10 protein-coding genes and 1 tRNA gene are annotated in these 14,571 nt (G+C 65.0%); 4 read left to right on the top strand and 7 right to left on the bottom strand.

The annotated features are described in order from the left end of the window. The first annotated feature begins 303 nt into the window (after positions 1-303). The 3 genes from aceE to nboR all read left to right on the top strand — a co-directional run bounded on the left by aceE (position 304) and on the right by nboR (position 4,827). Positions 304-3,045: a pyruvate dehydrogenase (acetyl-transferring), homodimeric type gene (gene aceE, locus FB478_RS15305; protein WP_144601043.1), complete on the top strand. Its 2,742-nt coding sequence runs from the start codon at positions 304-306 to the stop codon at positions 3,043-3,045. 119 nt (positions 3,046-3,164) lie between these two features. Continuing rightward, complete coding sequence (locus tag FB478_RS15300) at positions 3,165-4,142, top strand: nitronate monooxygenase family protein (RefSeq protein WP_056391380.1); 978 nt, start codon at positions 3,165-3,167, stop codon at positions 4,140-4,142. Positions 4,143-4,176: 34 nt separating this feature from the next. Beyond that, complete coding sequence (gene nboR, locus FB478_RS15295) at positions 4,177-4,827, top strand: nicotine blue oxidoreductase (RefSeq protein WP_056391383.1); 651 nt, start codon at positions 4,177-4,179, stop codon at positions 4,825-4,827. Positions 4,828-4,840: 13 nt separating this feature from the next. Here nboR and FB478_RS15290 read toward each other — a convergent pair whose 3' ends face one another. Next, positions 4,841-6,397, bottom strand: a complete 1,557-nt coding sequence (locus tag FB478_RS15290; protein ID WP_144601042.1) for an HNH endonuclease signature motif containing protein — start codon at positions 6,395-6,397, stop codon at positions 4,841-4,843. A 150-nt stretch (positions 6,398-6,547) separates the two neighbouring features. On the opposite strand from FB478_RS15290, the gene FB478_RS15285 reads away from it, so the two are divergent. Then, positions 6,548-6,637, top strand: a tRNA-Ser gene (locus FB478_RS15285). A gap of 89 nt (positions 6,638-6,726) precedes the next feature. Here FB478_RS15285 and FB478_RS15280 read toward each other — a convergent pair. The 6 genes from FB478_RS15280 to uidB form a co-directional block, all read right to left on the bottom strand. Continuing rightward, positions 6,727-7,761 (bottom strand): zinc-binding dehydrogenase, encoded by a 1,035-nt coding sequence (locus FB478_RS15280; protein ID WP_144601041.1) that lies wholly within the window; start codon positions 7,759-7,761, stop codon positions 6,727-6,729. Positions 7,762-7,937: 176 nt separating this feature from the next. Beyond that, positions 7,938-8,474, bottom strand: coding sequence for a GNAT family N-acetyltransferase (locus FB478_RS15275; protein ID WP_056392116.1), 537 nt, complete (start codon positions 8,472-8,474; stop codon positions 7,938-7,940). 49 nt (positions 8,475-8,523) lie between these two features. Next, a complete protein-coding gene (locus FB478_RS15270) occupies positions 8,524-9,273 on the bottom strand; it encodes a hypothetical protein (protein ID WP_261377424.1) in 750 nt (249 codons plus the stop codon). A 265-nt stretch (positions 9,274-9,538) separates the two neighbouring features. Further along, complete coding sequence (locus FB478_RS15265) at positions 9,539-11,818, bottom strand: gluconokinase, GntK/IdnK-type (protein ID WP_144601040.1); 2,280 nt, start codon at positions 11,816-11,818, stop codon at positions 9,539-9,541. A 28-nt stretch (positions 11,819-11,846) separates the two neighbouring features. Next, on the bottom strand, positions 11,847-13,076 hold the full coding sequence (gene manD / locus FB478_RS15260; protein WP_144601039.1) for a D-mannonate dehydratase ManD: 1,230 nt from the start codon (positions 13,074-13,076) through the stop codon (positions 11,847-11,849). A 65-nt stretch (positions 13,077-13,141) separates the two neighbouring features. After that, the gene (gene uidB, locus FB478_RS15255) at positions 13,142-14,530 is read right to left on the bottom strand and encodes a glucuronide transporter (protein ID WP_018772185.1); all 1,389 of its coding nucleotides are present in this window, start codon (positions 14,528-14,530) and stop codon (positions 13,142-13,144) included. Positions 14,531-14,571: the final 41 nt, after the last annotated feature.

Below are 14,571 nucleotides of genomic sequence, written 5' to 3'. Positions count from 1 at the left end.
CAATTCTTTGGTGGATTCCGTGTGGTGAGGCCGACCTTGGGTCGTTTCTGTTATTCCACATTGCGGAATCGAGATATTGAATAGTGAAATAAGAGTATGACCTGCGTCACGGGGGCGTCAAGCAATGCCGGCATGGGCGGGCAGTCACAAACTGTTTCTTCCTCCCGGCCTGCGCACTCTGCGGGCTCAGGGGCACCGGTCACATTGACCATACCCCCGCGTCTGACTAATCTCATCTAGCAATAATGTTTTCTCGTAATATGAAAACTTAAGCCGAGCATTCGAAGATGAAAAGAGGCTGCCGTGGCTGCAGGAGAAGATACCTCCCATATCCTCAGCGGGTTGACTAACCAGCTGCCTGATCGTGATCCGGAAGAGACTGCCGAGTGGGTTGAGTCCCTGGATGCGTTGATCAGGGAACAGGGCACCGAGCGTGCCCAATACATCATGCGGAGCCTGCTGCAGCGCGCCGGCGCGCAGAGTGTCGGGGTGCCGATGGTGACCACCACCGATTACGTGAACACGATCCCGGTGGACCAGGAAGCCCAGTTCCCGGGCAACGAGGAGTACGAGCGCCGGTACCGGGCCTACATGCGGTGGAACGCCGCGGTCATGGTCCACCGGGCGCAGCGGCCCGATATCGGCGTCGGCGGGCACATCTCCACCTACGCCGGTGCCGCGACCCTGTACGAGGTCGGGTTCAACCACTTCTTCCGCGGCAAGGACCACCCCGGCGGCGGGGACCAGGTCTTCTTCCAGGGCCATGCCTCCCCCGGGATGTACGCCCGGGCGTTCATGGAAGGACGCCTCTCCGAGGAGGACCTGGACGGGTTCCGGCAGGAAAAGTCCCGCGAGGGCCATGCCCTGTCCTCCTACCCGCACCCGCGCCTGATGCCGCACTTCTGGGAATTCCCTACCGTGTCCATGGGCATCGGCCCGATGAACGCGATCTACCAGGCCCAGAACAACCGGTACCTGCACAACCGGGGCCTGAAAGACACCTCCGACCAGCAGGTCTGGGCGTTCCTGGGCGACGGCGAAATGGACGAACCCGAATCCCGCGGCCTGCTGCAGCTGGCGGCGAACGAAAACCTGGACAACCTGAACTTCGTGATCAACTGCAACCTCCAGCGCCTGGACGGGCCGGTGCGCGGCAACGGCAAGATCATGCAGGAACTCGAAGCGTTCTTCCGCGGCGCGGGCTGGAACGTGATTAAGGTCGTCTGGGGCCGGGAATGGGATGACCTGCTCACCCGCGACACCGACGGGTCCCTGGTGAAAATCATGAACGAAACCGTCGACGGGGACTACCAGACCTACAAAGCCGAGTCCGGCGGGTTCGTCCGCGAGCACTTCTTCGGCAAGACCCCGCAGACCAAAGACCTCGTCGCGGACCTCACCGACGACCAGATCTGGAACCTCAAACGCGGCGGCCACGACTACCGCAAGGTCTACGCAGCCTACAAAGCCGCCACCGAATTCAAGGGCAAACCCACCGTCATCCTCGCCCACACCGTCAAGGGCTACGGCCTGGGACCGCGGTTTGAAGGCAGGAATGCCACGCACCAAATGAAGAAGCTGACGGTCGAGGATCTCAAGGACTTCAGGGATTACCTGCGGATCCCCATCTCGGACGAACAACTGGACGCCGACCCATACCGGCCTCCCTATTACCACCCGGGCCTGGATGCACCCGAGATCGCCTACCTCCTTGAACGGCGGCGGGCGTTGGGCGGATCGGTTCCCGAGCGCCGCAGCCGATACAGTGCTGTGGAGCTTCCGGATGAAAAGTCCTACGAGGTAGCCAGGCGGGGTTCTGGCAAGCAGCAGGCCGCCACCACCATGGCCTTCGTCCGCCTGCTCAAGGATTTGCTCCGTGACAAAAAGTTCGGGGGCAGGATTGTGCCCATCGTGCCGGATGAATCACGCACGTTCGGCATGGATGCGTTCTTCCCCACCGCGAAGATCTACAACCCCGAGGGCCAGAACTACCTGTCCGTGGACCGCGACCTGGTCCTGGCCTACAAGGAATCCCCCGCCGGGCAACTGATCCACCCCGGCATCAACGAAGCCGGCGCCGTGGCAGCCTTCACCGCCGCCGGGACCTCCTACGCCACCCACGGCGTGCCCCTGGTCCCGGTCTACGTGTTCTACTCCATGTTCGGCTTCCAGCGCACCGGCGACGCCTTCTGGGCCGCAGCAGACCAAATGACCCGCGGCTTCATCATCGGCGCCACCGCAGGCCGGACCACCCTCACCGGCGAAGGCCTCCAGCACGCCGACGGCCACTCCCCCCTGCTCGCCTCCACCAACCCCGCCGTGCTCACCTACGACCCCGCCTACGGCTACGAAATCGGCCACATCATCCGCTCCGGCCTCGAACGCATGTACGGGCCGGACTCAACGGACAAGAACGTCATGTACTACCTCACCGTGTACAACGAACCCATCGTCCAGCCCGCCGAACCCGAAAACCTCGACATCGAAGGCGTCATCAAGGGCATCTACCTGCTCGCACCGGCAAAGATCGACGGTCCCCGCACCCAGATCCTCGCCTCCGGCGTCTCCGTGCCCTGGGCCATCGAAGCCCAGCGCGTCCTGGCCGACGACTGGAACGTCTCCGCCGACGTCTGGTCCGTCACCTCCTGGAACGAACTGCGCCGCGACGGCCTCGCCGCCGAAGAAGAAGCCTTCCTCAACCCCGGCCAACCCGCCCGCACCCCGTTCGTCACCCAGCAACTCGAAGGCGCCACCGGCCCCATCGTCGCCGTCTCCGACTACATGAAAGCCGTCCCCGACCAGATCCGGCAGTTCGTCCCCAACGAATTCGCCACCCTCGGCGCCGACGGCTTCGGCTTCTCCGACACCCGCGCAGCAGCCCGCCGCTACTTCAAGAACGACACCCACTCCATCGTGGTGAAAGTGCTGCAAATGCTGGCGGCGAGGGGCGAGGTTGAGGAGGGCGCGCCGTCGTATGCCCTGGACCGCTACAAACTCCTGGACGTCAACGCCGGCACCACCGGTGGCGCGGGCGGCGACGCCTGAGACGGGGAAACCGCGCCAAATTCCGGAGGCCTTTGGGCCTATTGACGACGGTGCAGCTGCGGTCTGTACTTGCCCTGTAAGCCCGTCCCTGTTGTGTGAAGGAGCAGCGGTGGAGTCCGATGCTGCGGACGTCTTTTTGTAAACTCCTCGGAATTGACTACCCCATCATGCAGGCGGGAATGGGGCCCTTCGGGAGCGATGCAGCACTGGCTGCTGCTGTTTCCAACGCAGGCGCTTTGGGCAGCCTCGGCGGTGCACTTCGCACCGCCGAGGATCTTCGCGGCAGCATCCGGCGAATCCGGGAGCTCACCGGGCGGCCTTTCGCGGTGAACTTCACCCAGCCCTGGCTGCAGGGCCACCCCGAGTCCTTCGACATAGCTGTGGAGATGCAGGCGCCTGTGATTTCCATGGCGCTGGGCGATCCGTACGGGTTCCCGGCAAAGGTGCATGCAGCGGGTGGCCTTTTTGTACAGCAGGTCCACACTGTCCAGCAGGCCCGGCTGGCTGCGGACCGCGGCGCGGACGTGATCATTGCCCAGGGAGCTGAAGCCGGCGGGTTCGGCGGGAGTATCTCCACGTTGGTCCTGGTGCCGCAGGTGGTGGATGCGGTGAATCCCTTGCCGGTTCTGGCTGCGGGTGGAATTGCAGACGGCAGGGGCTTGGCGGCTGCCCTCATGCTGGGCGCCCAGGGAGCCAATATGGGGACGCGTTTCCTGGCGTCGACAGAAGCATCGATCAGCGAAGGCTGGAAACGCTCCCTGGTAGCCGCCGAAGCCCAGGACGCCGTCAAGGTGGAGGTCTGGGACGATATCTTCACGAAACCGGGGAGCGGTGCCTTCGATGTGGTTCCCCGCGCCCTGCGGACCCCTTTCATAGATCAGTGGCAACCCAACCGGGCTGGAGCGGTGCACCAGTCGGCCCGGCTCCAGGAAGAAATTGGAACGGGAATCCGGGAGGGGCGGATGGAGGAGTATGTACCATTCACCGGCCAGTCCGCGGGGCTGGTCAGCAGCATTCTCCCGGCCGCAGGGATCGTGCAGGAGCTCGTGGCTGGAGCCGTTGGCGCATTGCGGCGTGCCCGGGAACTTGGTGTGTAAAAGGCCACCGCCTCGGAAGCACTACAGTGCAGCTATGACGAGCATGGATGCCCGCGGAGCGGAATCGGCTGGCCCCAGGGTGACGGGCATTGTGCTGGCAGCCGGAGGCGGGACCCGGCTGGGTTTGGGTCCCAAGGCCCTGTTGCCGTATCGCGGTCGGCCGCTGGTTGAGGCCATCGCAGGCAGGCTGCTCGACGGCGGCTGCCGGGAAGTGGTGGTGGTCCTGGGGGCTGGAGCAGCTGATGTTGAGGCTGCTGCCCGTTTGGACCACTGCCGAGTGCTGACCAACGTGGAATGGCAGTCAGGAATGGGCAGCTCCTTCCTGCTCGGGAACCAGGCCGCGGCTCCGCAGGACCACCTGCTGGTTGCGCTGGTGGACCAGCCGGGCCTGACCTCCGAAACCGTGGAGCGGCTGCTGGACCGCCACCGCCCCGGACGGATTACCGCTGCCGCCTACCGCCGACGCGACGGCCCCGGCGATGGCGGGGACGCTGAACTCCAGCGCGGCCATCCCCTGCTCATCGACGTGTCCCTGCGGGAAGCGGTGTGTGCAACAGTGAAGGGCGACGCCGGCGCACGCGGCTTCCTGCGGGCGCATCCGGAACTGGTGGATGAGGTGGATTGCAGCGACCAGTCAACGGGTGAGGATGTGGATACCCCGGACCAGTTGGGGCTTCTCCGTTAGCAACCGAGGGTGGTCAGGCATGGGCGTGCAGGAACTTCTCAAGGGCATCCTCCCAGGGGGACGTGCCGTGGTGAACGATGTCGATGCTGCCCGGCTGTGGTCGTTCCGGCCACCTTGGTGGTTCCCAGTCCTGGTGTTCGCTTGTGTAGTGGCGGCCTGTGGGTGAGGTCCAGCCGGGTGGTTCGTTCGTGGTGGCCGGGGTGGGTTTCCAGGCGGTGGTGTGCCGGAGCCTGTGGTGTTTCGGGCAGGGCTGTCCCAGGTTGCTGATTCCGGTGGTGCCGCCGTGGTGCCAGGCGAGGAGATGGTCGGCCTCCGTGTCCAGGGAGTTGTTGCTGCAGCCCGGGAACGGGCATTTCCCGTCCCGCATCCGCAGCCAGGCCCGCATCGCCCTGGGAACCCGGTAACTCTTCCGGCCGATCTCCAACGGCGCCCCGTCCCGCGGGTCCACCAACACCCGGTAAAACGAGCCCGCCCCGTCCGCGACCAGTCGCCGCGCCATCGACGCCGGCACCGGACCATACCCGTCCAGCATCGCCGGTTCATCGGTCAGGCCCATCAGCGCGAACACCGGAACCGTAACCAGGACCTCGGCGCGGACCGATGGCGACTGGTGGCCAGTTCCCGATGCGGCGCTGGTCCCGCTGCCGCTGGTGCCGGCGCCCGGCCCGGCAGCAGCCACGACGCCGGCAGTGGCACTGGCACTGGTGAGACTGGTGCTGCCGCCCCGGGTGTTACCGCTGCCGAGGATCGCGGCGGTGAAACTGTCCGCGCGCAGCTGGGGCATGGTCCTGTCCTCGGCCGGCCCCTGCAAACCTCGTGCGGCAGCGGTGAGCCGGTTCCACCCAGCCATGGCCTGGTCCGCGGGCAGGTACGCGCCCAGCCACGCCATCCCGTCCCGGTCCGGCCGGAACTCCACCCGCCGCTCCGCCACACCCCTGGCGTGCCGCTTCTCCATCGATTCGGCGTGGTGGCGTTCCCGCCAGGTCCGGGCCTTGACCCGGAACCGGTGCGCCGGCAGTTCCCCAACCGGGCACCCCCTGGCCGGGGGAAGGGCGTCCGGGTCCGGCGTATCGGGTGGCAGGAAATGCGCCTCCAACGCCGCCGCCCCCGCCGCATCAAGGGACGCCGTCTCGTCTGCCAGCACTATCGCGTGCTGCCACGACAGGGTCCCGGACTGCAGCGCCTCCAAAGTCCGCGGCAATGAAACAGTCAGGGCGTGGGAGGTGGCCAGGAACGACGCCGCCGCCCGCGGACCCAGGGCCAGCACGCACCCGATCTCCGCCGCGACCGCCATTTCCTGCGCCACCATTGGCACGTCCGGCCCCGCCACAGCATGCGCAGCCTCCGCGTACGCCACCGCAGCCTTCGCCTTCACCCCCGCAACCCGCGCCTCCACCTCCCGGGCCCCGGCAAGAATCTCCAGGCAGCCATCCGCCAGACCGGCCAGCGGATCAGAACCCGCATCAGCATCCGCGAACGCCTCCAGACCCGCCCCATCCACCTCAGCCTGAAGCACAGCAAGGGCAGCACGGATCTCCTCGAACGCCCTCACAACCGCCGCCTTCCCCATAAACCAACTATGACAAGGGGGTCCGACAATTATGATCCTGCTCCAACGCCCATCCCCCAGGCAGCGCTGGGTTGGATGAAACCCGCAAGAGGCACCCACTGTGCGTCCGTTTTGGGGATGCAGGCCATGCTCCGGTACCCTATTGAGGTTGGTGACGTGTCCGAGCGGCCGAAGGTGCAACACTCGAAATGTTGTTTGGTGTAAAAGCCAACGTGGGTTCAAATCCCACCGTCACCGCCATATAGGAAAAGGCCCTGGGCTCCCTTGTACATCAAGGAAACCAGGGCCTTTTGCTTTCCCCGGGCCATGTGTCCTCAGCGGCCAAAGCGTCAGCGCGCGGGATCGATCATCGTCATGCCCGCGACCTTAACAGTGTCGAACTGCGGGAGCATGTCAGCGGCCTCGGTCAGCCCGATAACGCGTTCGATGAGCTTCTGCGGTTCCAGTGACCCCGACTCGATGAGGGCGAGCATCTGCGGGTAGTCGGCCGCAGCCATCCCGTGGCTTCCGAACACATCCAGTTCCCAGGCAATAACGCGCGCCATAGGCACGCGGGGGTGACCCTCTATGGGCGGGAGGAGGCCGATCTGGACGTGCCGTCCACGGCGACGAAGGCTCAGGAGCGCGTCGGCGCACGTCTGCTCGCTGCCGACAGCATCAATGGAGACATGGGATCCTCCCGTGATCGCATGCACCTGTGCGGGGATGTCCGAGCCGTCCGCGACCAATACGTGGTCTGCGCCGAGGGAAGCGGCCACCTCCAGGGCGGCGGGGTTCCGGTCGACAGCCACAACCTTTCCGCCGAGCGCCTTCGCAACCATGACGGCGCTGAGCCCCACACCGCCTGCCCCGACGATAGTGACCCATTCATCGGCCGCAAGCCGGGCCCGGCCCGTGAGCGCCCGGTAGGCAGTGGCGAAGCGGCATCCCAGGCTGGCCGCTGCTTCGAAGCTGACCCCTTCGGGAATTGCCACGAGATTGGTGTCGGCCGCATGGATCACACCTTGCTCGGCAAAGGAACCCCAATGGGTGAAGCCTGGCTGCTGCTGCTCCGGGCAGACCTGCGCGTTGCCGCCGAGGCACCATTCGCAGGCGCCGCAGCCTTCCACAAAGGGTGCGGTCACGCGGTCGCCAACCGTCCATCTGGTCACACCCGAACCAACCACGGCCACAACGCCGGCGAACTCATGGCCTGGAACGTGCGGCAGAGCGATGTCGTCGTGGCCTACCCATGCGTGCCAGTCACTGCGGCATAATCCGGTGGCCACGACGGTGATCACCACACCGCCGGCAGGCGCCTCCGGGGCGTCGACCTCGTGAACCGCCAGCGGCCCGGCAATGCTGTTCATGACAATCGCGCGCATAGTGTCCTCCAGGCATCGAATTCGTCCCGTCCTGTTCAGCCGGGAGTCCGGCGACATCTTCGCACGCGGCGATGGTGCATCGAAAACCCTCCCCTGTGTCCTGCCGCGAAGCCGCACATGCTGGCCAGCCACGGATGCTGCCGGGAGCATTGGCGTCACTGCCGGTCTCCGCAGGATTAGAGAATCCGCTGATACATCCGGTGGTCCTGCCACCTGCCGGCTATCCGGAGGTAGTCGGGGGCCGTGCCGTAGGCCACGAAGCCATTCTTTTCCAGCACTCTTTGCGACGCCGTGTTGTGCACCAGGGTTGCTGCCTCGAGTCGGTGAAGTCCCAATGCAGCCTGTGAAATATTGACGGCCGCCGCTACTGCCGCCGTCATAAGCCCTTTCCCTTGGGCTGTGCGGGAAATCCAGTAACCAACGTGCGCGTTCTGGAATGCGCCACGCACGATTGAGCTGAGGGTCAGCAGCCCGACGATACCGTCATGTTGTGCCAGCACCATGGGAAGTGCCGTGCCCGAATCGAGTTCAACAAGCCGCCGCTCAACCACGTCCCGCTGGCCCTGGACGGTGTAGAACTCCTCAGGCCGGACAGGCTCCCACGGGGCGAGATATGACCGGTTCTCCTGAAACGCCGCTGCCAGCGCCTCTGCGTCCGACGCCCGGACGGGACGGAGCACAACACCTTCGGCAATCACACAGGAAAAGTCCACTGCTTCACACTACGCCGAGCCCATATAGGCGCCCACGTCCAGGACGGCGTCACTGCGGGGTCGGCAGCGGCGGACGCCCCTGCGCTTCCGTCTCGACGCGCTTTTTGATGCCCAGGAGCATGGCGCGGTCCATGACCAGGTAGCCGGGTCGAAGAAGGAAGTCCGTCACACGAAGCCCGGCAGGGCGTCCCGGGCCCGTGCGCGTCCTGAGCAGCAGCCTGGTACCGGCAGCACCTGCATCGTGGAGGACGAACTGCCAGGTTCCTGTCACTTTTCCGGGCGGGGCACCAGGGCTTGAGTCCAGAACAAGGTGTCGGCCCTCCTCCAACTCCACCACGCGCGGCCCGCGCCGGCCGCCCGGGTAACCTTCCGGCGTGAAGGCGATGATGTCCCCCACCTGCAGGTCCTGCCACTCCGGATGAATGCGGTCCGCGTTCGTGACACCCAGGTGCAGCAATCCGTTCTCCACCGCCGTGTAGGAATACAGCCCCGCCCGGTCCACACCCATTTGCACTATCCAGGGCCACACCTGGTCGGGACGGGCGGAGACAGTGACCGCCATGGTCTGGATGTCCTCGGGATCGGGAATCAATTCGTCCCCCGGGAGGGGCATTGTTCTTTCGGGCTCCGTGGTTCCCCATGTCCCCAGGGCACGCGGCACGAGGGCGTGCGTGAGAAACCCGGCAGCGGCCGCAGCACCAAGGAATCCGGAAAGCCGGCGGCGGGAAGAGGTGGATGAATGATTCGTGCCTGTCTTCGGCCGAATGACGGCCAGGACATCCGACGCCGTGCTGCTCATGGCACGCCTCCCTTTGGTTGAGGTGGTTCCGCGATGCCTTGCAGCCTACAAACCATCATCTGGCCGCCACAGAGTCCAAGGCCCCCCTTTGCGGCCGCCCTGCAACGACTGACGTCCCAGGCAGGCAACTGCCTGGCAACCACCCATCAAGAAGTCATCAGGCAGTGCGAAGAACGTGGCGGTGTCCCGGAACCCAGCCCTGGCCTTCCGGGCATGAAGGAGGCGCCACCGCTGTTGCGGCGGCGCCTCCTTCTTCAGTACCTGCTCAAAGCCGGGTGTCGAACGAGCCGCAAAACACGTTCTCGTTGAACGTTCCCTGGAACGCGGACTTGCCCTGGATCTTCTCTACCGCGGCACGGATGGCTTCCCGAGTCCCGGCATGCGCGTGGATTGCCGTCTTCACCATGGGCACGTCAATCAGGTGGTTCGGCTGGTTGAGGGACACGAACACCGTGGGCACCTCCGTGACGTACCACGGGATCTCCGCGGCCATCGGCGAGGACCACTTGATCCGGATGGCGGCCTCCTGGGCGAAGCCCTTGACGTTGGCAAAGACAAATGCGGCGTCGTACTTTTCCGCGTAGTCCCCGGTGGCTTCCTCGGAGATGACGGACATGAAGTTCACCCCGGTCTCCCCCGCCGCCTCGCGCTGTTCAGCCGTCCGGTACAAGAACACTTCGAAGCCGGCGGCCTCCAGTTCCTCCTTCACCACGTCCAGGTAGGCCAGCGGATCTGCCCGCGTGAAGTCGGCGCCGCCGGAAATGCCGTACAACCGGATCCGCGGATGAGTCCCGGGGGTGATGGGCAGGTTCCCTGCCGTGTCCTTCACCAGTGTGACGGTCTTGTCGGCGATCTCGGCCGCAATCGCCCGGTGCGCCTGACTGCCGATCACGGCCAGCGCCTCGGCCGGCGGCACCAACTGGTCAGCGGATTTCAGGTGCAGCCCCAAGGATGCCTTCAGTCCGAGGATCCGCCGCAGGGCGTCGTGCAGCCGCTGCTCGGTGATGACCCCGGACTTGTATCCGTCCAGCATGTACTGGAAGTCCTCGGCGGGGTTTCGGAAGAACAGGAACATGTCGCAGCCGGCCGCAATCGTTGCCGGAACCAGGTCCTTCCGCTTCATTGCCTGCGTCAGGCCCACCATCTGCGAGGCGTCGGTGAGGACCAGGCCATTGAAGCCCAGTTCGCCGCGCAGCAGGTCCTGCAGCAGTTCCGGGGACAACGTGGCCGGCAGGATCCCGGCATCAGGAAGACCCGGCCGGAAATGCCGCGAGACCTCCGGCGCCCCAATATGGCCCACCATGATGGACTGCACGCCGTGCGCAATCATCTCCCGGTACACGTGCCCGTAGGTTCGGTTCCATTCCTCGTACCCAAGGGTGTTGTAGGACGTGACCACATGCTGGTCCCGCTCGTCGATGCCGTCGCCCGGGAAGTGCTTCATGGCGCAGGCAGTGGGTGATTCGCTGATGCCGTCGAAGTACTCCTTGGCGCGCTCCACCACCACCTCCGGCGTATTGCCGAAGGACCGTGTGGAAATGACGGTGTTCCGCCAGTTGTAGTGGATGTCCACGATCGGCGCGAAGGCCCAATTGCAGCCCAGGGCAGCCGTCTCCACGCCTGCCACCTGCCCCATCTGCCGGGCGATGTTCCAGTCCGGGTGCGAGCCTGCCTGCAGGTGCGTGGATACGAACGTGCCGTCGTCGCAGCTGCCGGCCCCGCCCATCTCCGGGTTGGAGGCAATCAGCAAGGGAATCCGGGACTTGGACTGCGCGTAGCGGATATGTTCCTGGACGGCGGCGGACGGGCCTGGCCGGTACCGCATGCCGCCCACGTGGTAGTTTTCCAGCACCCCGTCGAGGTATCCGGGCGAGTAGTCGTTGTTGTGGTTGATGAACAGCTGCCCGATCTTTTCCTCGAGCGTCATGGCACCAATGGTGCCTTCCACCCAGGCGATCGCGCCGGCGTCGAGCATGAATGGCGCTGCCGAAAGGTCGACGTCGAACTGGCGCGGCCTGGTGCCCGCGGCCCCCTTGGCAGGAGGTACGACGGCGGCAATCCCCTTGAGTGCCTCCGCCACCACGTCCTGAACGGGTGCGGCGATGTCAACCACCACGCCGCGCTCGTCTTCCTGCAGAGGTTCCAGTGTGGCGAGTTGGGATTCCAGCAGCGCGGGAGGCATGAAGTGCCCGGTCCGTCCCTCGGTCCGCGCCTTCAGAACCTCCTTGCTGCCGTCCAGGTGCAGGAAGACGGTGTCCGGGGCCTGTTCCCGGATGGCGTCCCGGTAGCTTCGGCGCAGGGCAGAACACGCCAGGACCAGCCCACCGTCGCCCGCAGCCGCCAGCTTGCTGCCCACCGTTGCGAGCCATGGCCAGCGGTCCTCGTCCGTCAGCGGTGTGCCCGCAGCCATTTTCGCGACGTTCTCCACGGGGTGGAGGGAATCGCCGTCAACGAACGGGACGCCCAGTTCGCGGGCGACGAGGTCACCGATGGTGGTCTTGCCGCAGCCGGAGACGCCCATGACGATAATGCGATGTTTGATCATTGTTTGGTCCTTGCCAGTCGTGGCGGTCTTACCAGTCGTGGACGGTGCCGTCGACGAGGCGGTTGTAGGGCAGGTAGGCCTGCTGGTAGGGGTAGGCCGCGGCGGCTTCTTCGTTGAATTCGACGCCGATGCCCGGCTTGTCGCCCGGGTGCAGGTACCCGTCCACGAACGTCATGGACTGCTCGAAGACCTCGTTGGTCTTGGCCGAGTGCTGCATGTACTCCTGGATCCCGTAGTTATGGATCGCCAACCCCACGTGCAGCTGCGCCGCGAAGCCCACCGGGGAAATATCGGTCGGACCGTGGAAACCGGACTTGATCTGGTACTGCGCCGCGAAATCCATCACCTTCTTCAACGGACTGATCCCACCGAAGTGCGTGGACGCCGCCCGCACATAATCAATCAACTGCTCCTTGATCAGCGTCTGGAAGTCAAACACCGTATTGAAGATCTCCCCGATCGCCAACGGCGTGGTGGTGTGCTGCCGCACCAGGCGCAGCCCCTCCTGGTTCTCCGCCGGCGTGCAGTCCTCCAACCAGAACAAGTCATACGGCTCCAACGCCTTGCCCAGCTTCGCCGCCTGGATCGGCGTCATCCGGTGATGCCCGTCATGCAGCAACGGCAACTCCGGCCCAAACTCGTTCCGCACCGCCTCAAACACCGTGGGCAGGTGCCGCAGATACGCCCGGGTATCCCAGTCCTCCTCCTGCGGGAACGCACCCCGCCCGGCCGGCTCATAGTCATACCGCTCCCCCGACGCCTGCGCCTGCGCCGCAACCCCATACACGGCCTTGATCCCCGGGATCGCCGTCTGGATCCGGATCGACTTGTACCCCAACTCCAGATGCTCCCGCACCGAATCAAACAACGACTCAATATCCGCACCCGAAGCATGCCCATACGCCCGCAACCCGTTCCGCGACGCACCACCGAGCAACTGGTACACCGGCAACCCGGCCACCTTGCCCTTGATATCCCACAACGCCATATCCACCGCAGCGATCGCCGCCATCGTCACCGGACCCCGCCGCCAATACGCACTCCGGTACAGGAACTGCCACGTATCCTCAATCCGGTGCGGATCCTTGCCAATGAGCAACTGCGCGACATGTTCCTTCAGGTAGGCGGCGACGGCGAGCTCGCGGCCGTTCAGGGTGGCGTCGCCAATGCCCGTCACGCCCTCGTCCGTGGTGATCCGGAGGGTCACGAAGTTTCGGGTGGGGCTGGTAACGAACACTTCCGCGGCAATGATTTTCACAGCTGGTCCTTTCGGAGACGGTCGGTCGGAGGGGGCGTTGTGGCGGGAAGGAGTGTTTTCGGTGGTTAGTGGAGTTCCGCGTGGGTGGCGGCCTGCCGGCTTGTACCGGCGGCGGCTACAGCCTGGCGGGCTTTGATCTCGGCGACGATTTCCGCGTGGGCAGTGTCAGTGAGCCTGTAGAACTTCATGATGGCCATGCCCAGCCCACAGAGGACCAGGGGCACCAGTCCTGCGGCAAGCTGCAGCCCTTGGATGGTGGCCTCGCTTTGGCCGCTGTCCGACCGGACGTAGCCGGCGCTGGCAATGGCGTAGGCCATGACGGCTCCGCCCAGCGCCTGGCCCATCTTCCGGGTGAAGGAGAAGAGGGAGTAGATGATGCCTTCGGTTCGGACACCCGTACGTGCTTCGCCATACTCCACAGTGTCCGCCTCCAGTGCCCACACCACGATGTTCATCATCTGCACGCCCAGGAGGCTGATGACGAGCCCGGTAAAGGCCAGGTAGGTCAACGAGTGCGGGGCCAGCATGACCACCAGCGAACCGAGCACCACCAGGCCTCCGGCTGCCAGGTACAGGGCCTTCTTCCCCCAGCGCCGGACCATGGCCGGCGTGAGCACGATGACCACCACGGCCAGGACCACGTTGATGACGGCCATGGGCTGGGCAAGGCTGACATTCTGCAGCACGTCCCGCAGGTAGTAGACCTGGATGGTGGACAGCCCCGTGCTGGCGGTAAGCATCAGCAGGGATGAAATGCAGAGCATGAGCAGTGGACGGTTGCCCTTCAGGGTGGCCAGGGACTGCTTGAAGGTCACCTTGGGAACCTCGCGGTGGACCACTTCCCGGGTAGTGAAGACGGTCAGCAGGTAGAGCGCCATGCCCACCACTACGAAGGCAATGGTCAGCGTGGTGAAGAGTGGCTGCAGCTGCGCGGCACCCTGTTTGGTGAGCGGCGTGATGAAGAACAGCAGGCCGGAACCCACAACGAGTGAACCGCAGGAGCGGGCAGCGCCCAGTTTGGCACGCTCCGCCGGCTGCTGCGTCATGGCGCCGGCCAGCGAGCCGTACGGGATATTGACCATGGAGTATGCCAGGCCCAGGCCGGCGTAGGTCAGGTAGGCATACGCAAGCTTGCCGTCATGGCTCCAGTCCGCCGGGACGGAGAAGGTCAGGGCACTCATGATCAGCAGGGGAAGGCCACCGAAGAGGATGAAGGGGCGGAACTTGCCCAGCTTCCTGTGGAAGGTGCGGTCAACGATCCGGCCCGCGAAGATGTCCGCAAAAGCATCAAAGACGCGCACCAGGAGGAAGAGGGTGCCTGCTGCCGCCGCTGAGATACCGGCGACGTCCGTGTAGTACAGCAGGAGGTAGGTGGTGGAGAGGGTGAATGCAAGATTGTTGGCAAGATCCCCCGCGCCATAGCCGAGGATGCTGAGCTTGGTCAGCCTGTTCATTCTGAGAGTCCTAACGCGTCATTGCGGTGGTGGCCAAGAGA

The organism is Arthrobacter sp. AG367, assembly GCF_007828995.1.
Lineage (GTDB): Bacteria > Actinomycetota > Actinomycetes > Actinomycetales > Micrococcaceae > Arthrobacter.
This window is presented reverse-complemented; position numbering and strand designations above follow the sequence as displayed.